This is a genomic window from Paenibacillus apii, assembly GCF_011043685.1.
GTDB classification, from domain to species: domain Bacteria; phylum Bacillota; class Bacilli; order Paenibacillales; family Paenibacillaceae; genus Paenibacillus_AQ; species Paenibacillus_AQ sabinae.
The window spans coordinates 74,939-97,978 of the sequence record NZ_JAAKGU010000004.1 but is presented as its reverse complement, the minus strand read 5'-3'; the positions used below and the strand labels follow the sequence as shown (position 1 = coordinate 97,978).

General features: G+C 55.4%; 17 protein-coding genes and 1 pseudogene. 7 read left to right on the top strand and 11 right to left on the bottom strand.

All coding sequences use genetic code 11. The features are described from left to right. Nucleotides 1-794 precede the first annotated feature (794 nt). The 5 genes and pseudogenes from G5B47_RS10780 to G5B47_RS10760 form a co-directional block, all read right to left on the bottom strand. Nucleotides 795-3,227: an alpha-galactosidase gene (locus tag G5B47_RS10780; RefSeq protein ID WP_165097733.1), complete on the bottom strand. Its 2,433-nt coding sequence runs from the start codon at nt 3,225-3,227 to the stop codon at nt 795-797. Nucleotides 3,228-3,574: 347 nt separating this feature from the next. Then, a pseudogene (locus G5B47_RS10775) lies at nt 3,575-4,391 on the bottom strand (carbohydrate ABC transporter permease). Beyond that, nucleotides 4,388-5,266: a carbohydrate ABC transporter permease gene (locus tag G5B47_RS10770; RefSeq protein ID WP_165098279.1), complete on the bottom strand. Its 879-nt coding sequence runs from the start codon at nt 5,264-5,266 to the stop codon at nt 4,388-4,390. The pseudogene G5B47_RS10775 and the gene G5B47_RS10770 overlap by 4 nt, the downstream one beginning before the upstream one ends. A 195-nt stretch (nt 5,267-5,461) precedes the next feature. Continuing rightward, complete coding sequence (locus G5B47_RS10765) at nt 5,462-6,748, bottom strand: ABC transporter substrate-binding protein (RefSeq protein WP_165097731.1); 1,287 nt, start codon at nt 6,746-6,748, stop codon at nt 5,462-5,464. A 244-nt stretch (nt 6,749-6,992) separates the two neighbouring features. Beyond that, complete coding sequence (locus G5B47_RS10760; protein ID WP_165097729.1) at nt 6,993-8,036, bottom strand: LacI family DNA-binding transcriptional regulator; 1,044 nt, start codon at nt 8,034-8,036, stop codon at nt 6,993-6,995. A 352-nt stretch (nt 8,037-8,388) separates the two neighbouring features. On the opposite strand from G5B47_RS10760, the gene G5B47_RS10755 reads away from it, so the two are divergent. After that, complete coding sequence (locus G5B47_RS10755) at nt 8,389-8,946, top strand: AAA family ATPase (RefSeq protein WP_165097727.1); 558 nt, start codon at nt 8,389-8,391, stop codon at nt 8,944-8,946. Nucleotides 8,947-9,053: 107 nt separating this feature from the next. On the opposite strand, the gene fumC is transcribed toward G5B47_RS10755, so the two are convergent. Together fumC and G5B47_RS10745 are read right to left on the bottom strand one after the other, a co-directional pair. Beyond that, nucleotides 9,054-10,430: a class II fumarate hydratase gene (gene fumC, locus G5B47_RS10750; RefSeq protein WP_165097725.1), complete on the bottom strand. Its 1,377-nt coding sequence runs from the start codon at nt 10,428-10,430 to the stop codon at nt 9,054-9,056. 109 nt (nt 10,431-10,539) lie between these two features. Next, on the bottom strand, nt 10,540-11,091 hold the full coding sequence (locus G5B47_RS10745; RefSeq protein WP_235957138.1) for a TetR/AcrR family transcriptional regulator: 552 nt from the start codon (nt 11,089-11,091) through the stop codon (nt 10,540-10,542). Between the two features lie 221 nt (nt 11,092-11,312). Between G5B47_RS10745 and G5B47_RS10740 the strand changes: the two genes are divergently transcribed. Both G5B47_RS10740 and G5B47_RS10735 read left to right on the top strand, forming a co-directional pair. After that, a complete protein-coding gene (locus G5B47_RS10740; protein ID WP_165097721.1) occupies nt 11,313-12,200 on the top strand; it encodes an ABC transporter ATP-binding protein in 888 nt (295 codons plus the stop codon). After that, nucleotides 12,197-13,009, top strand: a complete 813-nt coding sequence (locus G5B47_RS10735) for an ABC transporter permease subunit (protein WP_165097719.1) — start codon at nt 12,197-12,199, stop codon at nt 13,007-13,009. Before G5B47_RS10740 ends, G5B47_RS10735 begins: the two co-directional genes overlap by 4 nt. A gap of 528 nt (nt 13,010-13,537) precedes the next feature. Here G5B47_RS10735 and G5B47_RS10730 read toward each other — a convergent pair. The 4 genes from G5B47_RS10730 to G5B47_RS10715 form a co-directional block, all read right to left on the bottom strand. Further along, a complete protein-coding gene (locus G5B47_RS10730) occupies nt 13,538-14,761 on the bottom strand; it encodes an aminotransferase class I/II-fold pyridoxal phosphate-dependent enzyme (RefSeq protein ID WP_235949824.1) in 1,224 nt (407 codons plus the stop codon). A 798-nt stretch (nt 14,762-15,559) separates the two neighbouring features. Next, nucleotides 15,560-16,291 (bottom strand): ThuA domain-containing protein, encoded by a 732-nt coding sequence (locus G5B47_RS10725; protein ID WP_165097715.1) that lies wholly within the window; start codon nt 16,289-16,291, stop codon nt 15,560-15,562. Nucleotides 16,292-16,461: 170 nt separating this feature from the next. Continuing rightward, the gene (locus tag G5B47_RS10720; protein WP_165097713.1) at nt 16,462-17,352 is read right to left on the bottom strand and encodes an AraC family transcriptional regulator; all 891 of its coding nucleotides are present in this window, start codon (nt 17,350-17,352) and stop codon (nt 16,462-16,464) included. Nucleotides 17,353-17,623: 271 nt separating this feature from the next. Continuing rightward, nucleotides 17,624-18,196, bottom strand: a complete 573-nt coding sequence (locus tag G5B47_RS10715; RefSeq protein WP_165097711.1) for a spore coat protein — start codon at nt 18,194-18,196, stop codon at nt 17,624-17,626. 260 nt (nt 18,197-18,456) lie between these two features. Between G5B47_RS10715 and G5B47_RS10710 the strand changes: the two genes are divergently transcribed. The 4 genes from G5B47_RS10710 to G5B47_RS10695 all read left to right on the top strand — a co-directional run bounded on the left by G5B47_RS10710 (nt 18,457) and on the right by G5B47_RS10695 (nt 22,978). Beyond that, nucleotides 18,457-18,981 (top strand): hypothetical protein, encoded by a 525-nt coding sequence (locus G5B47_RS10710; RefSeq protein WP_165097708.1) that lies wholly within the window; start codon nt 18,457-18,459, stop codon nt 18,979-18,981. Nucleotides 18,982-19,189: 208 nt separating this feature from the next. Continuing rightward, nucleotides 19,190-20,185 carry a sugar-binding protein gene (locus G5B47_RS10705; RefSeq protein ID WP_165097706.1) on the top strand — a complete coding sequence of 332 codons (996 nt, stop codon included), beginning with the start codon at nt 19,190-19,192 and terminating at the stop codon, nt 20,183-20,185. Continuing rightward, nucleotides 20,182-21,672 (top strand): sensor histidine kinase, encoded by a 1,491-nt coding sequence (locus tag G5B47_RS10700; protein WP_165097704.1) that lies wholly within the window; start codon nt 20,182-20,184, stop codon nt 21,670-21,672. The genes G5B47_RS10705 and G5B47_RS10700 overlap by 4 nt, the downstream gene beginning before the upstream one ends. Then, complete coding sequence (locus tag G5B47_RS10695; RefSeq protein WP_328804510.1) at nt 21,647-22,978, top strand: AraC family transcriptional regulator; 1,332 nt, start codon at nt 21,647-21,649, stop codon at nt 22,976-22,978. The genes G5B47_RS10700 and G5B47_RS10695 overlap by 26 nt, the downstream gene beginning before the upstream one ends. Nucleotides 22,979-23,040 lie beyond the last annotated feature (62 nt).

The following is a 23,040-nucleotide window of genomic DNA, read 5'->3' as shown; positions in this document are numbered from 1 at the left end:
GGAATTCGGCGGCAGATTACCTATCATCTCCCGTCAACACAAAGAAGAGCCTTGCACAGCAATTTATCTAATTTCGAACGATGTAAACGGATTGAAAACCCGGACTTTTCTCCAAATTTTGAAAATACAAACAACTTGGGCTCGGTCCCCGCAGCCGGCTCAGCAGGCTATAGGTGACCTCCGGTCCGCAGAGCGAATAACATGGAATTTCTCCCGCTTATTTCTCAAAAAGCAACTGGTACGGGGTAATGAGATGGAATTTCTCCACCATATTTTTGAGTTATAGCCGAAAATCAACGTAAAGCGGCCAATAAGCGGGAGCTTTTCCCGTATATTGGCCGCGAGGGTCACTTTTTCCGAAAATAAAAGGGACCTTTTCCCGTTCATTCATATGTCCGCCTGAAATTGGTGCTCAACGTGAGGACTGGGAATCGCTTTCTGGGATCCCCCTATCCCCTGCATACATGAACAATCTCGCTTGAGTACTTCCGGAGAGTCGATCACCTTTAGCCGCCGCTGAGCACATTTCGGTGCTCGGATTGAATCGGCTTTTGCCACAGCATCTATGGAACTCACCCGCATTTGCCGCGGTGGTCCGCTCGGGTGAACGCCAATCCACTTTTTCGTCAGCTAGATATGGACTGAGCAACAATGGGGTTCACGCTCCCCCACTCTTTCGTTAGTTAGATATGGACTGAGTCAACAAAGGGGCTACACTCCCTCACTCTATCCGTCAAGTAGACGTGGAGCCTGGGCCATGGGCCGATAAACGGTCCGCTGGAGAATGTTCAGACCTATTCCACTCTTTCCAGCCACCAAAGATGGCTCTTGAAATCGCCCTTCAGCAGCTTCGCAGGGACGCGCAGCCCGATGTTCATCAGCTCGTCGCCGCCGATTACTCTTGCGGCTTCATTCCCGGCTGCCTCCTCGCCGCCGTACCGCGCAGTCCCGCCTTCTCCGCGGCCAGCAGCCCCGCCGCCATACCGTGCGGTCCCGCCTTCTCCGCGGCCAGCAGCCCCGCCGCCATACCGTTCGGTCCCGCCTTCTTCGCGGCCGGCAGCCCCGCCGCTATACCGCGCAGTCCCGCCTTCATCACCGCTGGTCCAGTCCGCCAGCGCTCCGGCTCCCGCCGGCTCCGCGCCGTACACCCGGTACCGGGCACGCGGGTCCAGTCCGCGAAGCCGCAGTGTCCGAAGGGCCGAATTTGGCCGGGCCAGAATTTTGTAGTAGAAGGCCGCCGCTTCTTTCCCGTCCTCAGAGACGAAGATCCATGCGGCCTCGTTTCCCTCGAACGGGCTGAGCAGGCGGTGGAAATCCCCGAACTGAACGGTCCGCCGAATCCGCTTGTACAGCGCGACCTGCTCTTTCATGAGCTCCTCCTCTTCCGGCGTCAGCGCCGTCAGGTCTAGCTCATAGCCAAAGACGCCCGACAGCGCGGCATGGCCTCTGATTTCAAGCGGCGTCACCCGTCCCGTCTGGTGGTTGGGCACGGAGGAGACATGCGCCCCCATGCTGCTTGCCGGATAGACGATGCTCGTGCCGTACTGGATCTTAAGCCGGCTGACGGCGTCGGTGTTGTCGCTGGTCCAGGTCTGCGGCATGTAATAGAGCATGCCGGGATCGAACCGGCCGCCGCCGCTGGCGCAGCTCTCGAACAGCACGTCCGGGAACGCCGCCGTCAGCTCCTCCAGCACCCGGTACAGACCGAGGATGTAGCGATGCGCCGTTTCCCGCTGGCGCTCCGGCGGCAGCGCGGCGGAGCCGATCTCGGTCATGTTGCGGTTCATATCCCATTTCACATACGAAATGGGGGCGCTTCGCAGCACGCCGGAGAGCATTTCCACAATCGCGGCGCAGACCTCCTCGCGCGAGAAATCCAGCACGAGCTGGTTGCGGCTCGTCGAGGAAGGGCGTCCCGGAACATGGATCGCCCAATCGGGATGCTCCCGGTACAGCTCGCTGTCGGGATTGACCATCTCCGGCTCGAACCAGAGGCCGAATTCCAGCCCTTTCGCCTTTACCCTTTCGGCCAGGTCTCCAAGCCCGTTCGGCAGCTTGGCTTCATGGACGAACCAGTCTCCCAGCGAGCTGGTATCATCGTCCCGGCGGCCGAACCAGCCGTCGTCCAGCACGAGCAGTTCAATGCCGAGTTCCGCCGCCTTGACGGCGATCTGCTCGATTTTGTCCGCGTCAAAATCAAAATACGTCGCTTCCCAGTTATTGATCAGCACCGGCCGTTCCTTGTCCCTGTATTTGCCTCTGGCCAGGCGCGAACGGTACAGCCGGTGGTAGATGCCGGACATTCCGTCAAGGCCGCCGCTAGAATAGACCAGGACCGCTTCCGGGGTCTGGAAGCTCTCTCCCGGCTCCAGCAGCCAGGAGAACTCGAACGGGTTGATCCCGATCACGACCCGGGTTGTGTCGTATTGATCCACCTCCGCACCGGCATAAAAATTGCCGCTGTACACCAGGCTGAACCCGTATACCTCGCCAAAAAGCTCTCCCGCTCCGTCCCGGAGGAGCGCGAGGAACGGATTATGCTGCGCGCTGCTGGCCCCCCGTTTACTTTCAACGGACTGCAGGCCTTTGCACAGCGGTCTTACCAGCGCGTTTCGCTCATTCGACCAGCCGCCCGACAGCTGAAGCATGCGGAAGTCCGCGTCGCCGAAATCTACGCTCGCGCTTATGGCCCGCAGCAGCTTCAGCCTGCCCCGGCCGTCATTAATGAATCGTACCGAGCGCGCGATGGCGTCATGCCGGGCGAAGACCGTATAGCGGAGCAGCGCCCGCAGGCCGGTGACATTATCCCGCAGCTCCAGCTCCAGCGTCTCGGCTTCATCATCGCTCTCGGCATAGGTCGCCGGCAGCCCTTCAAGCGCAGGCTTGCCCGGAAAGATCCGGTGCCCGCTATATCTCAGATCAACGACGGTCGAACCGTCCTCGCATTCGAATTGAAAGGCGGGCTCCCGGAAATCCGAGGTACCGTAGCCCGGATATTCCCGGGGCTGCGTATCCAAGGAGAACCCGCTCCCTTTGCCGTGGGGATACGGATTGGCCGACAGCGGACGGTCCATATAGACCGCCGGATTGCTGTCGCCAAACGCCTCCACCCTCGCCCCCCAGTACCGGTGCGACAGATGGCCGTCCTGAATAATTTGCAGCACATAGCTTGACCCGGGGGTCTGCAAATGAAAGACTCTCAACGTTTCGTCATAATAAATGGACACAGTACAGCCTCCCTCAATATTGCCGATTAATGTTTGGGGTCCCCGCAAAGTACCTGAGTACGCTTCTTGGCTAAGGCGTCACTTTAGTACGCTTCTTAGCTAAGGCGTCACTTTGTGGGGGGGTCGGGGTCCCCGAAAAGTACCTGAGTATGTTTTGTGACTAGCTACACTTTGTGAAGTTGGGTTTTGGGCCCCTCGCACAGCACCTAATTTAGCTTCGAGGACAGGGCTTCACTTTCCATTGTGTGAGATCAGGGCCCCGTACAGCCTCTGAGTTCGTTTCAAATCCTAGGTTCCACTTTTTAGAAGTTGGAGTCACTTTACGCATCATTTTCCGCCTGATCTCTCTATCCTTTCACCGCTCCAGAAGCGAGACCGGAGATGAACCCAGCGCTGCATGAACAGATACAGAAGCGTCGCGGGCAGTGCGGCCATCAGCGAGCCAGCGGCTACCCAACTGATACGGTTCGTGTTTGGGCCAAAGAACGAAGCCAGCGCGACGGTGATGGTGCGCATATCGACTTTTTGCAGGAAAAACACCGAGAACTGATAGTCGTTCCACACATGTATGCCCGTCATGATCAGCACAGTGGCCGTAATCGGCTTAAGCAGCGGCAGAATAATGGTGAAAAAGAGTCTGAACCGGCTGAGCCCGTCGATCATCGCCGCTTCATCAAGCTCTCTCGGGATGGTCCCGATAAAGCCGGAGTACAGAAAGACCGCCATCGGCAGACTGAACGTCACATGCAGCAGAATAACGCCCCAATACGTGTTCATGCCGTTAATATCGATATAGAACTGATACAGCGGCACCAAAATGGTCAGCGGAGGCACGATCAGCGTCGCGATAATGACCGTATAAACCGATTTGTTCAGCTTCGTCTGAAAGCGGGACAGCGGATAGGCCGCGCAGGAACCCAGCAGGATGACGATCAGCAGCGAGAAAGCGGTGATAACGAAGTTGTTGATAAAAGCCCTTCCCAGATCGGCTCCTTCCCATGCATTCGCGAAGTTGCTCCAGTCGATCTTCGTCGGCAGGCGCCATTTGGAGCTGAGGTCGGTAACCGGCTTTAACGAGGTGGTCAGCAGCAGATAGAATGGCAGAATGTGCAGCAGCGTAATGGCGATGGATACCGCATAGGTAATTCCTTTTTTGGTCTTCATGACTGGATCTCCTTTCGGCGAAGGAACAGCAGAGCCGCAACGCTGATGATGGCGATCATCAGGAACATCAGGTTGCCCAGCGCCGCCGCGTATCCCGCATCCTGCGCGCCAAAGTACGTTTTGTACATCAACGTAGACAGCGATTGGGACGCATAGCCCGGTCCGCCCTTGGTCAACGCGATAATGACGTCGAACAGCTTCAGCCCGCCGATCAGATTGAGTACGATGCTGATCGTGATGGATGGAGCGAGCAGCGGAAGCGTCACATTGAAGAACTTGCTAACGGGTCCCGCCCCGTCGATGGAGGAGGCTTCATAATAATCCTTGGAGATCGATTGAAGGCCAGCCAGAAAAATAATCATCGCCACGCCGACGAACTGGAACGTGTTGACCGCCATGATGATCCAGACATTGGCATCCGGGTTGGCCAGCAGGTTGATCGGCTTGTCGGCGAACAGCAGAACGATGTCGTTCAGGGCGCCGCCGCGGAACTGGAAGAAGAAGTACCAGATATAGCCCATGATCAGGGGGCTGACAATCGCGGGAAGATAAACGATCGTCCGGGTCAGTCCCCGGGTACGGATGCTCTGGTTCAGCAGAAGAGCGTACATCAGACCGATGGCATTCTGGAAAAAGGTACTGCCGGCGCCGTAGATCAGCGTATTGCGGATAACCGTTCCGATATTTTTGTCATGAAGCATCCGGACGTAATTGTCCAGCCCGATCCAGCTGTAGTTGGCGTTGAAGCCGTCCCAGTTCGTGAAGGATACGCGGATGCCCTGGATAAACGGATAGTAGATAAACAGAGAGAACAGCAGCAGGACGGGGACATACATGAGATTCAGCCATCCGGGAGAATTGCGGCTCATACGCATAAACCCCGCCCCCTTCCGGTAGAGATTGCGGGAAGCCTCGGCCTGTCCCTGCGCCGTCGCGGCCGGATTCGGCCCGTCCAGAGACTTGCGGCTCATACCCATCATTCATCACCCTTTCTCTATCGATTGAAGGGCGCCTCGCGGCGCCCCAATGTGCCGAAATTAATAAAAGGGATTAACGTTTACCGTGAACACTTATTTCTGCTGGCTCTTGAGACGCTCCACCTCCTGCTTGTAGAACTGGGAGGATTCTTCTGGCGTCATCGCCCCGCTGAGAATTTCGGCGGAAGTCGTTTGCATGACATCCCACATGCCGCTCGGCAGGTACACGCGGTCGAAATACGGGAATACCCGGATGTCTTTATATTTTTTATAGTATTCGGTGTAGATGCCAAGATCCGGGGTAATGTTGCTCATCGCCGACGGGGTGCCGGTCACTTCTGCAATTTTCTTCAGGTTCTCGGGCTTGCCGAAGAAATTGATGACATCCTTGGCGATATCCAGATTCTTGCCGTCCTTCCAGGCCGCCATCGTATACCGTTCTCCGCCAGAGAAGGTCGGCGTGTCGCCCGGCACGATCGATGGGAGCGGCATAATGCCCACCTTCAGGTCGGGATTGATCGCCAGCGCATCGGGAACAAAGGTAGGCGCGCTGAAGCTGAACGCGACTTTGCCTTCGGCGAACAGCTGCGGACGATCGCTCGTGCGGACGGTGAATACATCCTCGTTCATCAGGCCCTTGTCGTACATTTCCTTGAATTTGGCCGGAAGCAGCGTCCAGTTGTTCCAGTCAAAGGTGCCGTCCAGCAGTTCCTGCGCATGGTTCTTCTCCGCGCTGACCAGCAGCGGCGTTGCCATCATATCGAAGTATTGGGCGAGCGAGGCGGGGTCCGTGGAGGAGAAGAAGAATGGAGTGACTTCACCATTGCTCTCTTTTTTGATTTTTTCGCCGGCCGCAATCAGTTCATCCAGCGTCTGCGGCACCTCAATGCCGTATTGATCAAGAATTCCTTTGTTATACGTAATTCCGTCTTTCGCCGCGTTCAGCGGGAGCGCGTAGACTTTGCCTTGATCGTCTGTAACGATCGGCTTCATCGAATCGGACAGATTGGGAACCCATTCCTGATCCCTTAGGTCTGCCACAAAGTTGTTGTAACGCACCTTGGACCAGCCGTGGGTATCAAAAATATCCGGCATGTCGTTGCCCGCCATTTTCATTTTGAGAATATTCTCGTAATCGTTGGCGGGGAACTGCCACTCGAACTTCACGTTCGGATGCTCGGCGGTATAGGCGTCCGTAATGGACTTCATCGTATCCTGAGCCGCCGTGTCATTGGTTGTCGTGTAGATGGTCAGTGTCACGTCGCCGCCTGAAGAGCCTCCGGAATTCCCGGATGCATTCCCGCCGCCGCTGGACGAACAGCCGGATAAAATCATCAACATCAGCACCAAGGTTATTGAAACCGCTCTCATTTTTTTCATAATGAATGTAAGCCTCCTTGTTCTAATGAATGTTAGGGCTATGCGACAGATTTGACGGGCGATTCGCCGTCCGTTATACTTCGTTTGTGACTTTTTTCTTTTGGGCTCCTTAATCGGAGTCTTTTTTTGTTTTTTTCTTTTTCTCTTTAATGGTGCTTTACTCTCTTTCTCGTTCAGCTTGCCCCTTGCATTGACGCTTGCGATTCACTTTGGTTTGGCATCCCCCCTTTCAAGCCCGTACGGTTCAGGTCGCCCCCGCTTCAGGTCCACCGCAGCTCTGCCTTACGACAAAGCGCGCCGGGAGCACCGCCTTGACCGGTATTTTTCTTCCAGCCAGCCTTTCCATGAGCAGGTTAACCGCCGTCCGCCCCATCTGCTCGGTGTAGATTCTGACCGTTGTTAACGGAACAGCGACGTAAGAAGCCATTTCAATATCATCAAAACCGATCAGCGCCACCTCTCCGGGGATGGAGATTCCAGCTTCCAACAACGCTTTCATCGCGCCGATCGCAAGCGGATCGCTGGCGATGAAGAACGCCCGGGGCAAATTGCCCTTGGCAATGGCGCTCTGCATCATCCTGTAGCCCTCGGCCATCGTCCAATCGCCCAGGTAGACGTCACCTGGATTGTACATCCCATGCTCCCTGCATATCCGCTCGTAGTTCAGAAGCCGCAGCTCGGGCTTGTTGAATTTCTCATCGTTGAAGCCGTGAACAAAATCCTTGGCCCCTATAAAGCCGATCCGTTCATAGCCCTTTCGCAAAAGATGATGCATCGCCTTTTCCGTCGCCCGCTGATAATCGAACATGACCGAGTCGTACTCTTCTTCGTCCGGCGAATAGTTGATATAGACGGTCCGGTCCTTCCGGGGGTACATGCGCTCAATAACCTCCGGCAGTACGCTCCCGATGACAATCATACCGTCCAAATCGTCAAGCGGCTGCTTGGGTAACTGCCCGTTCAGGTGGAAGCTCCGGATCACTTTAATGCCGAGCTCCGCGAGCTGCTTTTCCGCCCCTTGCCTTATATACAGGAAATAAGGATCTTCGTTCTCGATCTCCGGCGGATACCATACGAGAATCCCGACTTTGGCCTGCTGCGGCTCCAGTGTGCTGGAAGCCGGTTTTTTTCTTCGTTTGGAAAAATCATAGTTCATCTGCCGGGCCGTACCTAAGACTCGCCGCCGCGTCTCTTCCGTAACGGACAGCGACAAATCGTCGTTCAGTATTCTGGATACCGTCGCTATGGATACATTGGCGCTGCGCGCAATATCGCGAATCGTCGTCATTGTTCATCCTCCCGAAGCGAACCGTTTGTTTAGTTAATGTTTACTAATATCAGCACTTCATCTTAACAAGATAACGCTTTCATTGCAACACTTTTTTCGAATGTTCCCATAAAAATATAGAAGATGCTCTAATACGCCTGCAATTAGAGAGATAATTATGGAATTTTGCTTATGATTTGTTTAGTAAACAAAACTGCGAAGCCATCGTCGCTTCCGTCGAGATACGTAACGTGTCCCCGCACCGCATTTCAGAGCACGTCAAAAAAGCCGGTCCCCTTTTATCGCAAGGCATGTTAAACCGTAATGTTATTGTGATACTATAGTTGTAATTCTCTCCCAAAAAGGTGATATCGTGAAATTTGTTTTGATATTTGGTCCGCAGGCAGTAGGAAAAATGACAGTGGGACATGAACTGGAAAAAATAACGGATTTAAAGTTGTTCCACAACCATATGACGATTGAATTACTGGCCCCATATTTTGGCTTCAGCCGTGAAATGTGGAGATTGGTGAATAAATTTCGTCAGGACATATTTAAAGCCGCCGCCGCGAGTGATATGTACGGAATGATATTTACTTATGCATGGGGATTCGATTTGCAGGACGATTGGGACTACATCGATACAATTTGTAAAATATTTGAGGACAAAGACGGAGAAGTCTTTTTTGTTGAGCTTGAAGCTGATTTTGAGGAGAGAATAGAGCGCAACAAGACTCCTCACAGGCTTCAACATAAACCAACAAAGAGGAATATCATTCGCTCTGAACAGGACCTAAAACGGACTATGGAGCAACATCGATTGAACTCGTTAGACGGAGAAATCAAAAAAGAAAATTACATCAGAATAAACAACACGAAAGTTACGGCTCGTGAAGTTGCCGAAATCATTAAGAACAGATTCAGCTTATAAAGGTTTTTGTTGCCCTAACGGGAAAAAGCAGTTCAATAAGAGGCTGACTCAAAAGTACAATTATAGACGTGTGATCAGCCTCTGCATTAACACTGATACAATGGGAATCAAATCATGTTCTCCGGCTTTACCATCCGGTCAAATTCCTCTTCCGTCAGCAGCTTCAGCTTCAGCGCGGCTTCCTTCAACGTGAGGCCTTCCTTGTGCGCCAGCTTGGCGATTTCAGCCGCCTTCTCGTAACCGATATGCGGATTCAGGGCCGTCACCAGCATCAGGGAATTATGCAGATTGCGGTGAATGACCGGCTCGTTCGCCGTGATGCCCCGGGCGCAGTGCTCCTCAAACGACCGCATGGCGTCCGCCAGCAGGCGGCAGGACTGCAAGAAGCTGTGAATAATGACCGGCTTGAAGACATTAAGCTGAAAATGGCCCTGACTCGCCGCCACACCAATCGTCACGTCGTTGCCCAGCACCTGACAGACAACCATCGTCATCGCCTCGCTCTGCGTCGGGTTCACCTTGCCCGGCATAATCGAGCTGCCCGGCTCATTTTCCGGGATGAGCAGCTCGCCGATGCCGCTGCGGGGGCCGCTGGCGAGGAGGCGGACATCATTCGCGATCTTCATGAGATCGGCGGCCAGCGCCTTCAGCGCTCCATGCACATGAACAATCTGGTCATGGCTCGTCAGGGCGTGGAACTTGTTGCCGGCCTGCGCAAAGGGAATGGAAAGCTCTTCGCCAATCTCCCCGGCAACCCTGGCCCCAAATTTCGGGTGGGCGTTAAGGCCGGTTCCGACGGCCGTTCCTCCGATCGCCAGCTCAAGCAGCGACCGGGCGCTGTCCGTAATAAAGCGTTCGCCTTTTTCCAGCATCGCGGCCCAGGCGCCGATCTCCTGCCCCAGCGTAAGCGGCGTAGCGTCCTGGAGGTGCGTGCGGCCGATTTTGATGAGCGACCGGTACTCGTCCGCTTTCTGTTCCAGCGTGCTCTTTAGCCGCTTCAGCGCCGGAAGCACTTGACGTTCCACCGCGAGGAAGGCGGCGATGTGCATGGCCGAAGGAAAGGTATCGTTGGAGCTTTGGCCTTTGTTCACATCGTCGTTTGGATGGATTACCGCTTCCGCCCCGGCAGACTTCAGCAGCTCGCCGCCTCGGCGGGCAATCACTTCGTTGACGTTCATATTCGTCTGGGTCCCGCTTCCCGTCTGCCAAACGACCAGCGGAAAATGCTCATCATGCATCCCCCGCATAATTTCATCGGCCGCGCGGACAATGGCGTCTGCTTTGACCTCCGGCAGCAGGCCGAGCTCTGCGTTCACCTTCGCCGCCGCCTTTTTGATTAGCGCCAGGGCGTAAATCACTTCGAGGGGCATTTGCTCGCCGCCGATTTTGAAGTTTTGCAGACTGCGCTGCGTCTGGGCACCCCAATACTTGTCCGCCGGCACCCGCAGCTCGCCGAACGTGTCTTTTTCTATGCGATATTCCATCCTTCATCCCGTCCTTTGCCGGATTAGTCTGAAGCCGTTTGCATAGGCTTAACCTTATTTTACAATGGGCCGCAGCGGCGGGACAAACCGCGCCCCCTCCCTTTCGGCTTCACTCCTCCCGGCCGCACAGACCGTAGAAGAACAAATGCGTCATCTCCTCGAGAAAAGTATCCATATTGTCCTGCTTACGTGCCACTTCCAGCAGATCTCCGACGCTCTTCATATACATATTCATGAATATCAGGACGGAATTGGACGAAATCTTGGGCGAAATTTCACTCCTAGCCTTCCCTTCCTCCACCAGTCTGACGATCAGCGGAAGCACCGTTTTCTCATAACGCTCCTGTATATAGCTGAACATTTCGGGATCGTCGACCATCAGTTCTTTGATCTGCGACGGGGATAAGACGGAATACTGCGCCTTCTCCTGGTCAATCGAATATTTCACAAAATCCTTGATCGTCGGGTTTCCCTGCATGAATTGTTCGAAACCTTCGATGGACTGGTCGATGTAGTCCTTAAAGGATTGTTCCAGCAATTTCTCCTTACTGCCAAAATAGTTATAAATCGTGACCTGCGAGACGCCCGCCGCTTTGGCGATATCCGCAATCCGCATCCGTTTGGGTTCCCACGTTTTCAGCATTTCTATCGTCGTTTTCATGATTTTCCGCCTGATTTTCGCCGCTCTTTTCTCAAAACCGTTAACTTTAGTCATTTGTCTTTCACCCTAACCTGGCAATATCGGATATAGAAATGTAATTTATGAAATATTTTTTATAAATAATTTCATTAATCTATTGACGTCAGCGTCAACCAGGACTATTATAACACATGAAATATATCACTAAAAATATTTCATTATTTTACGTCGGAGGTGGCAGTATGCTTACTGTCCAGGGTTTGACCAAAACATTTTCAAACGGAAAAGGGATACGCGACATTTCATTTACGGTAAACAAAGGAGAGGTATTCGGGTTCCTCGGACCGAACGGAGCGGGCAAATCGACGACCATCCGGCATCTGATGGGCTTTATGAAGCCTGACCGGGGACATGCGGCCATCTGCGGGCTGGATGTGTGGAAAGCGCAGGGCACGGTGCAAAAGCATGTCGGGTACCTGCCGGGGGAAATCGCCTTCGTCGACGGAATGACGGGAATCGCCTTCCTTGATTTTATGGTGGATATGCAGGGCCTGAAGGACAAAGGAAAGCGCGATGAGCTCATCCGGCGCCTGCAGTTTGACGCGCGCACGCCGATCCGCAAAATGTCCAAAGGGATGAAGCAGAAGGTCGGCCTCGTCGCCGCATTCATGCACAGCCCGGAGGTGATTATTCTGGATGAGCCCACATCCGGTCTGGACCCGCTGATGCAGAAGGTATTTATTGAACTCGTATTGGAGGAAAAAGAGCGGGGCACGACCTTCCTGATGTCGTCCCACAGCTTTCCGGAAATCGAGCGGACGTGTGACCGGGCCGCCATTATCAAGGACGGCAGCCTCGTCGCCGTGAAAAATATCCACGAGCTGCAGTCGATGCAGCGGAAGCTGTTCGACGTCGTCTTCGAGAACAAGGAGGACGCGCTCCGGTTCCGCGCTTCCGGTCTGCCCGTCGAGAACTATGACGATTTCCGCGTGCGGGTCGCCATCCGGGGCAATTATAACGCATTCATCGAGGAAGCGGCGAAATACCGCATCCGCAGCATGGATGTATTCACCCAGAACCTGGAGGATATTTTTATGGATTATTATGACCGGGAGGAACAACAGCCATGAATTTCCCATTGTTTAAACAAATGATTAAAGTGAACGCCAAGGGGATCATGAACTACGCCTTCGGCTCCGCTTTTTATATTCTGCTGATCATCTGGCTGTATCCGGGCATCGCAAAAAACACCGAGGCGCTTGGCGATATTGTCAAGTCCATGCCGGAGGGCGTGAACAACGCGTTCGGCCTGAACAGCGGCTTCGCCAGCGCGGAGGCATTCATCTCGGGTGAATATTACGGGCTTATTCTGGTGCTGATCCTGTCCATTGTGTGCGTGCAGATGTCAACCCGGCTGATGGCCGGCATGGTGGACCGGGGCTCGATGGCCTATCTGCTGTCCACGCCGACCACCCGGGCCAAAGTATCGGCGACGCAGGCGCTGGTGCTGATTATGTCCCTGATCGTCATTGTGGGCGTAACGACGCTGGCGGGCTTTCTGGGAAAGGTCTGGTTTCTGGGCGACGCCTACCCTTTCAACAGCGCACGGTTTCTGCATCTGAACCTTGTTGCTTTTATGCTGTTTTTTGCGATCGGCGGGCTGACCTTTCTGGTGTCCTGCCTGTCCAATGACGAGAAGAAAGCGCTCGGGATTTCCGGCCTTATCGCTTTCGGCTTCTTCACCATCGACCTGGTCGCCAAAATCAGCGACAAGCTGAGCTGGATGAAGTCGCTGACGCTCTTCACGCTGTACCGCCCCGCCGAGATCGTCACCGGGCAAGCGGAATGGGGCCGCATCTCCCTTGTGCTGCTGGCCGTCGGCCTGGTCTCCTTCGGCCTGGGCATCGCGCTGTTCAAGCGGCGGGATCTGCCGCTGTAGGGGCGGGGTTGCGGCGGCGCGGGAGCGCGTGGGCGCGGAGAAGTGCAGAGGCAAGGCGGTGAGGTGCGGCAGTGGTAAGCTGGCCGCGGGCGGCCTGCAAGCCCTGCTGCTCACGCTGCCAAGGCGGCCCCGCGCCCTCACCCAAGCCCCAGCGCTACGCTCGTTACCGCTAAAGCGGAATTTCTCCCCCTTATTTGGCTAATAAGGGCCCAAATCATAAATAAGCGGGAATTTCTCCCTCACATTAGATCGATTAAGATCATTTTCCCGGAAACAGGCCGAATAAGATGGAGGTTTTCCTGTTCATCCACCTAATTCAAGCCTTAAAGGGAAAATATGAGGGAGAAATTCCCGTTCATAGTTTCTATAGTGATTCCGCCTGACCATTTTGGTAGCCGGATGAATCGGCGTTATCGCCCCTGCCACTCGCCGGGGCACCAGCCGGGGCACTCTGCCGGATCGGTCAGCGCCTGCCTCCACCCAATCCGCTCCCGGATTAGCACCGATCACCCCGAGGCGTGCATCCCCCTACTCCGCCAGCCCTTTGGCGCGGAGAAACCGCCCGATCCGCTGGGCGGCCTCGGCCAGGCGCTCCGCATCCTGCACAAGCGCGATGCGGACGAAGCCCCGCCCTTCCGCGCCGAAGGCGTCGCCCGGGATGACGGCGACGCCCGTCTCCAGCAGCAGCTCGCGGGCGAAGCGCCGCGAGTCGATGCCGGCCGCCGCCGCCCCGCCAGGCAGCGGCGCCCAGACGAACATCGTCGCCGCCGGCTTCGGCACGTCCCAGCCTTGATCGCGTAGTGCGCCGATGAAGGCGTCACGGCGCCGCTTATACAGCGGCCCGACACCCTCGCCGGCGTCCGGGCCCATCGCCTGATCCAGCGCGGCGATGGCCGCTTCCTGCACGGGCTCGAAGACGCCGTAGTCGATGTTGCCCTTCAAGGTCCGAAGGGCACCTACGGCATCCCGATTGCCGGCCAAAAAGCCGATACGGCAGCCGGCCATGTTAAAGCTTTTGGAAAAAGAATGAAATTCAACCGCTGTTTCCCGCGCGCCGGGCAACTGCAGAATGCTGATCGGCCGATAACCGTCAAAGCCCATTTCAGAATAGGCCAGATCATGTACGACAAGCAGGTTCCACTTGCGGGCCAGTTCAATCAGTTCCCCGAAAAAAGCCTCGTCAGCCCGAACCGAAACCGGATTGCCGGGAAAGTTAAGCAGAATAAATGACGCGCGCTCCAGCACGTCCTCCGGAATGGCTTCCAGATCGGGCAAAAAGCCGTTCTCCGCCTTCAGCGGTAGCAACCACGGCGTTACTCCGGCGATAGCCAGCGCTCCGGAATAAATCGGATATCCCGGGTCCGGTACAATCGCCGTATCGCCGGGATTGCATATCGCCAGCGCCAGATGCGCCAGCCCGTCCTGGGAGCCCATCAGCGTCAGCAGCTCGGTCTCGGGGTCAACCTCTACTCCGAACCGGTGCCGCATCCAGTCCGAGGCTTTCCGGCGGAAGGCAAGCCCTCCTTCCGAAGACGGGTACGAGTAGCCGTCCTCCTTCATGACGGATTCGCTTAGCGCCCGCCGGATTTCAATGGCCGGTCCCCGGTCCGGGCTGCCGATCCCGAGGTCTATGATTTCCTTGCCGGCCGCGGCCGCTTCGTTTTTCCAGCCTGCGACCTCCTGAAAGATCGAGGAGCCGAGGCTCGACAGCTTGTCCGCGCGCCATGCGGATTTGGAAGCTTTTAGAGTCAATGAAACACACCTGCCTGTTTTATTCAAAATCGCAGATTCAAATCGCTGCTTCAGTTAGTATAACATCAATCTCCCTGTTCCTGCACCGCCCTAAAGCGATTCAGGCGCCATAATCGAACAGAGAGCATGGAGCCACAGAACAACGGCCTACGGAGCGCACAAAGATCACTGATCCAGTATTGCACACAGAGAATATGAAGCTAACAGAATGCACCCAGCGTACAACTCACAAAGAGCACATCGCATGGGCACGGAGCCCTCCGCACACGGAGCCCAAGGACTCGCTGTGCTTGGCCCTCTTAGCGACTGACCTTCGGAACCCCCAGCCCTCGCTGCGTTTACCCCTCCCACCGTTTGTTCCTCGCTGATTTTGGCCCTCGCGGCCCTTGCCCCTCCCACCACTCGGCCCTAGTAGCGCGGGCCCTCGCGGCAATTGCCCCTCCCACAGCTTGGCTCTCGATGCCCTTGCCCCTCACCGCTCGGCCCCCGCTGCGTCTGCCCTCGCCGTGCCTTCCCCCTCTACCGCTCGGCCCCCGCTGCGTCTGCCCTCGCTGCCCTTACCACTCCCACCACTCGCCTCTCGCTGCGTCTGGCCCTCCCACCGCTCGCCCCCTCCCACCGCTGCGCTTCCCCCCTACAGCCCTTGCCTCTCGTAGCCCTCGCCCCATCCACCGCCTGGATCTCAATGCACTTGGCCCTCGACCCTCGCTGCGCCTGCCCCCCCACATCGGCCCTCCAGGCCTTGCGGCACACAAAAAGAGCCGGTCCCGGGAATATCCCCGGCCGGCTCTTTTTCATCTACAGCAGCACTTCCCGCTTGATCGTCTCCAGTTCCTTGGAATTGCCGTAGACCGGATACGCGCGCTTGGTCGGCTCGGCCCACCGCACGCCATTGACGATAACCCTCTGAATTTCCGAATGGTAGTAGGTCGGATACGCTTCATGTCCCGGCTGGAAGTAGAAGATTTTGCCGTTCCCGCGCCGGTAAGTGCAGCCGCTTGGAAATACGTTTCCTCCTTCAAACCAGCCGACAAAGATCAATTCCTCGGGCGCGGGCACATCGAAGTGCGTCCCGTACATTTCCTCCTGGTCAAGCTCGATATATTCACCGACGCCCTCCGCAATCGGATGGCTCGGGTTCATCACCCACAGACGTTCCTTCTCCCCGACATCCCGCCATTTCAAATCGCAAGTGGTGCCCATCAGCTTCATGAAAATCTTCGACATATGCCCGGAATGCAGCACGACTAGCCCCATGCCCTGAAGAACGCGCCGATGGACGCGGTCCACGATCTCGTCGCTTACTTCTTTATGGGCGATGTGCCCCCACCAGACGAGAACATCGGTATTATTCAGCACTTCCTCCGTAAGCCCGTGCTCCGGCTCATCCAGCGTTGCCGTAGCAACGTCCATACCTGCTTCCTTCAAAAAGCCTGCGATCTGGTTGTGAATGCCTCCCGGATATACAGCTGCAATTTTGTCGTCGTTCCGCTCGTGCCGGTACTCATTCCATACGGTTACTTTGACCATGCCTTTTTTCTCTCCTGTCCCCAGGTACGCCGGGAGCTCTCAAATCATGGATAGACAGCGCTGAACCTGCCCGCCCGCAGGTACCGCCAATCCTGTATTCAGGGCTATCACGCGTACGAGTTTAATCGTTTGCACTACTTATGATACAACTTGGGGAAGGCGCTTTCTTCCTACATTCTAGCCGAATTATTCCCGTATATTGTCCTGCGGTATTTCAGCGGAGATATGCCTGTCGCTTCTTTGAAAAAATGATGGAACGTCTTCACGCTCCCGAACCCCGAAGCCTCGGCGACCTCCGTCATCGGCGCATCTCCGTTCAGCAACATCCATTTGGCCTTATTCAGCCGGTATTCATTCAGAAAGGACACAAAGGTCATGCCCGTATTCCGTTTAAACAGCTTGGTAAAATAGTAAGGGCTGAAGCCCATATATTGCGCAACTTCCTTTAAACTGATCGCTTCGCGGTAATGATTCTCGACATAGGTAAAAATCCGCTCCAGCTTCTCCAGCGTTTCCCTCGATTTGGTGGCCGATTCCTCCGATATTTTCGGTTGGCGGTGCGCGCCGCTCTTTGGAACCTCGCGGAAGATCAAGGTCAGCATCTCAAACATCCGGGCTTTGATCAGGTAAGCATACCCGTCGGCCCTCCGCGTGTTCTCCTCATGAATGCTTTCGATGAGCCGCCGCATTTTGTCCGCCACCCCCGCGGGCCACTTGCGCCCCGAGTGCTCCATGGAAGCGAAGATATCGCGGAGCGAATGCTCCCTCACGTCCATAACCGGAACCTCTTGAAAAAAGCCCAGATCAAACTGGATAACCACCCGCTCGCTGTCCGGGGATGCCAGAAAATAATGCACGTCCCCGCTATCCACGAACTGGATTTCCCCCTGACTCAGATGGATCGGAACATCGTTGATCCCTAGATCCACACTTCCTTTTGCCACATAAATGATCTCGATTTCCTTATGCCAATGCGGGTAGCACAGCCGGTCCCCCTTGGTCACAAAGCTGCGGAAAGGAAAATGCTTGTCGAGCTCCGGAATTTCCAGATATAGTTTCATGCCGTCTCCCGTGCCTTTACGTTTAATGTGCTTTTGATATCGATGATAAGGCAGCGGAGCCCCGCAGGGCAAAGGATTTTTTCGGGAAAACGGCGGGAAGTTCGGGGGCTCGATCGCTAAGGAAGGAAGAGGATTGGACTCGATTCACGCAGCATAGAAAACGGCAGTTAATTGCACATAAAAAAAGCCGCCGGGACTTTCCCGGGCAGCTCATAGATCCGGCATATTCTGTTATCATCTTAATGAAACGGAAGTCCGTGTTCCGGTGTACTCACATTGTACCGTAAAGATGCGCCGGATTATGCTCCGGAACAGGCTGGTAAATTTGCTGCATGGCATTGACTGCTTGGCTGGAAGCCATGACGACAGGATACTGTCCTTTGCGCGCCATATAATCCCAGACTTCAAAAGACTGATGCGAGCACATCCGAAATGCATCCTCCAGGAAGGAGCGAAGCTGCGGCGTGGAACATTCGAAAGCAGACCAGGCGTATTCACGGCCGGCTCGTTTCAATGTCAGCAGGTAGGAAGTTGCGATGGAGCGGTCGTCCAATTGTTGAAGCTGCACTTGAGGCTGCATCGGCGTATAGCCGGGGGCAGGCGCAGGCATTCCTGCATTCATCTGCAGGTTCGGAACATTCAAGGTATCCGGAGAATACGCGCTGTTGGCAAATTCTACCTTCATGTTGTAGTCCTGCACGTGGACTGCATAGTGCCGGGTAATCATGTTTTTTAATTCGGGGTCGCGGGCTTGATTAAGAAACAGCGCCATACACTGAATGGAGTTCGTACAGCTAAGAAGCAGCTCGTTCAGTTCATGAGCTTCGTGGGAGCCAAGCGGCATAATTGACATCTCCTTTTTTATGGTGGATATTTGTGCCTACCGTTTTAAAATGTACAGTTTCACCATCTTTATTCGTTGTCGTAAAGGCAATGGGCCTACTCCGTCAGCAGGAAGGTTTCCAATCAAATTGAAGCAGCCGCAGGGTTTTGCAACCTTTTTTCGTCTAATCCGTTAAATGCTATAGAGAACCGTTTAAGAAAGAACACAGCGGGTATATAGCCTTATACTGTGCTCCATAGAGACAAGGGGGATACTAAATCATGTTATTAAAAAAGACCGCTGTAGTGCCTTTTATCGTACTGCTGTTCTTTTCCCTCATTCACACGTCAAGCACAGCCGGAACCCGGGCGGCTGCCGAGAGCAGCGGACCGGCGCAGGAATTGACCGTCTATATTCACTCGCTCGAGCGGGACGGTGATCGGATAACCCTGACTGCGGATGAAATTAACTGGTACGAAGGAGCCGAAGCGGACCGTGTCTTCGCGGAGCGGGAATCGGAGGCCGCAGCGGAGCTGGGCGGAACCCCTGACGGTTATTATATTGTGAATGACAGCGATACGCTGACCAGCTACCCGCTGGCTGATAATGTCAGCATCAGGATGCAAATTTTTGACCACACGGGAAATCCGGGGGATCTGGACATCCATTGGAATGAAGCCGTCGGCCTCGATGCATTTTTGGAAAAATTCAGCAGCACGGATGTTGTTGACCTAAGCCAGTTCCCTTATCACATCACGGTGCAAGACGGAAAAGTGACCTCTATTGTTCAGCAATACATTCCATGATGAATAGAATTGGTCTGAATCGATTGAAATAACGGCCCGCGACGGGACTCTTAGCCATAAGAAGTCTCGCTTGCGGGCCGCTTTGCGTATAAATGATAATCGCCTCCGCAGTCTCCGCAAATATTTCATTTGGGGCCTGGCAGAGTCTTCGGTATAATAGGGGTTAAACCTGAATGGGGATGACAACTTGTGCATAAGGAGATTCTGGATGTTTAAACGGAAGTGGACGATCGCCCTGTTAATTTTACTGTGCGGATTCTTATATACGCTGGCCCAGTTCGTTCTCTCGACGAACCGGCTGCAGCGGCAGGTGGACACGCTGCTGCCCGGCCAGGCCCAGGCAGCTTCCTCCCGGCGGGTCGTCCTGATTTCCCAGGAGCAAGACAACCCTTTTTGGCGCTCGATCGAGCAGGGGGCGCGGCAGGCCGCCGGCAAATACGGCTTGACCCTTGAATACACCGGCCCTCTCCGGATTAATCCAGAGGAACAGCTGTCGCTGCTGGAGCGGGCTATCGCCACTCGGCCCGATGCTATTATTGTGCAGGGCAGCGGCGAAAGCGCTTCGCGGAGTCTGATCGACCGTGCGGAATCGTTCGGGATTCCCGTTGTAACCGTCGATGCCGATGAGCCGGGAAGCCACAGGCTGTTCTATGTCGGCACGGACAATCTGGCGGCCGGCAAGGAAATGGGCCGGCTGGTCGCCAAAGCGACAGGCGGCAAAGGAACGATCGGCGTGCTGGTCGGAACGCCCCGCGCGGACAGCCAGCGGCTCCGCTTGGAGGGACTGCGGAGCGTTGTCCAGCAATATCCGGAGCTAAAGATTGCGGACATCCGCTCCTCCGATATTTCACGGCTTCAAGCCGCGGAGCAGACCCGCAGCCTTCTGGCGGCTTATCCTGAGCTGAAGGCTGTTGTGGGCTTTAGCTCCCTTGACGGGCTCGGCGCCCTGGACGCTGCTCAGCAGCTCGGGAAAACAGGGCTGCTGCTGTTCGCCTTCGACGATCTCGCGGACACCAGGGAAGCCGTGCGCAAAGGGCTCATCGAATTGACCCTTGTCCAGGAGCCGATGGAAATGGGCGCTGAGGCCGTGACCCTGCTGAATGATTATTTCCACCAGAAAACGGTGCCGGACGTCAGCTTCACCTCGATTTCTCCGCTGGACGGCAGCGGCCCAATCGAGTCTGCGGGGGAGAGTGCGCCATGAGTATACGCAACAAGCTGCTGATCTTTATCCCCCTGCTCGTTCTGCTGATGAATCTCGTGACCTATTTCCTGTTTCAGAGCGGTACGATCGTTCAGGAAAGCTACGACCTTATTATGGGCCGGGTTCTCAAATACAAAGAGACCGCCGAGGCTGCCGAAGACAGCCTCAAGGCGGTGTACTCCTATCTGCTTCATCCTACGGAGGATATGAAGACGGTGGCGGCCGGGAAGCTTACCCAGATCTCGGCGCTGCATTCCTCCCTGGTGGAAACGGGCGCGGTTCCTCCCCTTGCCTCGTCATTGACCGGGTACGGGAATATGATTCAGACTCTGCTGTCGCTTGAACAGCAGTCGCTGGCCGCCGCCGAGAACGGCAAGGCGTCGGAAGCGTTCTCTCATTATCTTGAGGCCGAAAAGACCGTCTCCTTTATCCGGAGCGAAGGCCAGCGGCTCGTTGAAGGCGAGCTCGATTATTACCGGCCGGTCTATCGGAGCATCCAGGCGGACAATGCGCATCTGTACAAGCTGGGCGTCGCCGTCTTCGCGCTGATTACGACGCTCAGCATCGTGGTCGCGCTCTGGATTTCCCGAAGCATAACGGCTCCGGTCAGCGCGCTGGTCCGTTCGGCGGATTCGGTATCCAAGGGGAATCTGGACACCGTTCTTCCTGATGGCGGCAAGGATGAGCTGGCGGCCCTTTCAAGCGCCTTCAACAAGATGCTGGCGGGTCTCAAGGAGTCCATCGAAAAGGACAGGGAGATTGCCGAAAAGGAACAGCTGGTGAAGACCCTGGAGCTGCGTGCGCTGCAGAGCCAGATCAATCCCCATTTTTTATACAATACGCTTAATGCTCTTTCAAAGCTTGCCCTGCTGGAAGACGCGGAGAAGACGAGCGATCTGATTGTCTCGATGTCGAGCTTTCTGCGTTACAATCTGCAGAATCTGGACCGTCAGGTTCCGCTGCGGAGCGAGCTGGAGCATGTGAAGGAATACATCAGGCTGCAGCAGGCCCGGTTCCGCGACCGTGTGGAGTTCCGGCTCGATATCGAAGAGAAGGCGCTCGATGTCCGGGTGCCCTCCCTGACACTGCAGCCAATTATCGAGAATGCGTTCGTCCACGGCATTGCCCATATGGAGAGCGGAGCCGTCATCTCTCTTATCGTTCGTGAGGACACCTCGGACACGAAGATTATTATCTCCGACAACGGTCAGGGAATGACCGAGGAGATCCGGGAAGCTCTGCTGAGCCGATCCCAGTCAGTGCCGGCGCCTGGAGCTCCCGGGCCGCAGGCTTCGGGGCAGACGAAGACGGGCGGACGCTCCACCGGTCTCGGCACCCGCAACGTGTTCAGAAGGCTTGAGCTTGTCTATGGGCGGGAGGATTTGGTACAAATCTCCAGCCAGCCGGGGAAAGGGACCACCGTAATGCTAACAATTCCGGCGAGAAGGAGCGGGATAAACAGTGTATCGGCTGATGATAGCAGATGACGAGGCGCTTGAGCGCGAGGGGCTGGAGCTGATTATCCGGCGGGCAATGCCGGACACCTTCCGGATTATCCACGCCGAGAACGGCAGGACCGCCATCGGACTGGCCGAGGAGCAGCGGCCCCATATTATTTTTATGGATGTCAATATGCCCGGAATTCAGGGCCTGGAGGCCCTCAAAGAGATCAAGTCGCGGATGCCGGACGCCAAGCTCGTGCTGGTGACGGCGTATGATTATTTTGCCTATGCCAAGGAAGCCATATCGCTGGGGGTCAGGGAGTATATCGTAAAGCCGGCCAAACGGGAAGACCTGATAGCCCTGCTGCGAAAGCTTATGGAGGAACTGGACCAGGAAAAAGCCAAACGCGAGGAAGAGCTCGAAATCCGCGACCGGATGTCGCAGCTTATGCCGCTTGCCGAGAATGAGCTCGCTCTCCTTCTGATGATGAATAAAGCCGCGGATGAAGACAGCCTGCAGCTTTCCGAATGGCTGGACTTCCCGCTGGACCGGGGTCTCGGGCTCGTTATCGCCTTCAACGACGACGCGAATATCGGCAGGCAGAGAGCATACAGCGTTATCCACAGTCTTGTCCGAACGTTCGGCAGTTCCATTTCGAGCTCTCTCATCGACAGTCATATCGCCGTATTCCTGCGCGTACCGCCGGACATGCTGGAAGCGGATTTCAACGAACAGTCTGTTGAATACGGAGAGAAGCTGCGCTCCCATGCGGAGCAGCACCTCGGACTTTCCACGGCGGTCGGGATCGGCACGATCCGCGAAGGCGCGGAAGGCCTACATGAATCGTATTTTGAAGCCGTATTCGCCTCCACCATTGTCGAGCGCAGCGGCGGGGTGTGCCGCTTCGGCGAGCTGAAGAAAGAGGAACGGGATTTTAACGGCGGGACCCCGGCCGCTATTGACCGGGCAGGCCAGCGCTCCTATGTCGCCGCCGCACTCCAGCGGATAAGGGAGGAGCGGGAGCAGCAGACGATGGGCGTGCTGGACAAGGCGAAGGTATACATCGGCGCCAGGTTCACGGAAGAGCTCTCACTTGAGGAGGTTGCTGATCACGTTCATCTGAATTCTTTTTACTTCAGCAAAATCTTCAAGCAGCTCACGGGCGAAACCTTTATTGATTATTTAACCGGCCTCCGAATCGGAAAAGCCAAGGAACTGATTGCCGCCGGAGAATACAGCCTGAAAGAAATCTGCTTTCTCGCAGGCTACAAAGACCCGAACTACTTCAGCCGGGTATTCAAAAAGGTAACCGGAATCACACCAAGCGAATACCGCGATCAGATCCATTAAGTGGAGTCCATGCCGCCAGGCATGGACTTTTTTGCGCCTGAATGACAACATAATGCTAGCAC

Bases quoted from the DNA above. Each gene is read 5' to 3' on its own strand.
- G5B47_RS10770 (WP_165098279.1), bottom strand. From the start codon at position 5,266: ATGCGTATGAGCCGCAATTCTCCCGGATGGCTGAATCTCATGTATGTC.
- G5B47_RS10765 (WP_165097731.1), bottom strand. From the start codon at position 6,748: ATGAAAAAAATGAGAGCGGTTTCAATAACCTTGGTGCTGATGTTGATG.
- G5B47_RS10760 (WP_165097729.1), bottom strand. From the start codon at position 8,036: ATGACGACGATTCGCGATATTGCGCGCAGCGCCAATGTATCCATAGCG.
- fumC (WP_165097725.1), bottom strand. From the start codon at position 10,430: ATGGAATATCGCATAGAAAAAGACACGTTCGGCGAGCTGCGGGTGCCG.
- G5B47_RS10745 (WP_235957138.1), bottom strand. From the start codon at position 11,091: ATGAAAACGACGATAGAAATGCTGAAAACGTGGGAACCCAAACGGATG.
- G5B47_RS10740 (WP_165097721.1), top strand. From the start codon at position 11,313: ATGCTTACTGTCCAGGGTTTGACCAAAACATTTTCAAACGGAAAAGGG.
- G5B47_RS10735 (WP_165097719.1), top strand. From the start codon at position 12,197: ATGAATTTCCCATTGTTTAAACAAATGATTAAAGTGAACGCCAAGGGG.
- G5B47_RS10725 (WP_165097715.1), bottom strand. From the start codon at position 16,291: ATGGTCAAAGTAACCGTATGGAATGAGTACCGGCACGAGCGGAACGAC.
- G5B47_RS10720 (WP_165097713.1), bottom strand. From the start codon at position 17,352: ATGAAACTATATCTGGAAATTCCGGAGCTCGACAAGCATTTTCCTTTC.
- G5B47_RS10715 (WP_165097711.1), bottom strand. From the start codon at position 18,196: ATGCCGCTTGGCTCCCACGAAGCTCATGAACTGAACGAGCTGCTTCTT.
- G5B47_RS10710 (WP_165097708.1), top strand. From the start codon at position 18,457: ATGTTATTAAAAAAGACCGCTGTAGTGCCTTTTATCGTACTGCTGTTC.
- G5B47_RS10705 (WP_165097706.1), top strand. From the start codon at position 19,190: ATGTTTAAACGGAAGTGGACGATCGCCCTGTTAATTTTACTGTGCGGA.
- G5B47_RS10700 (WP_165097704.1), top strand. From the start codon at position 20,182: ATGAGTATACGCAACAAGCTGCTGATCTTTATCCCCCTGCTCGTTCTG.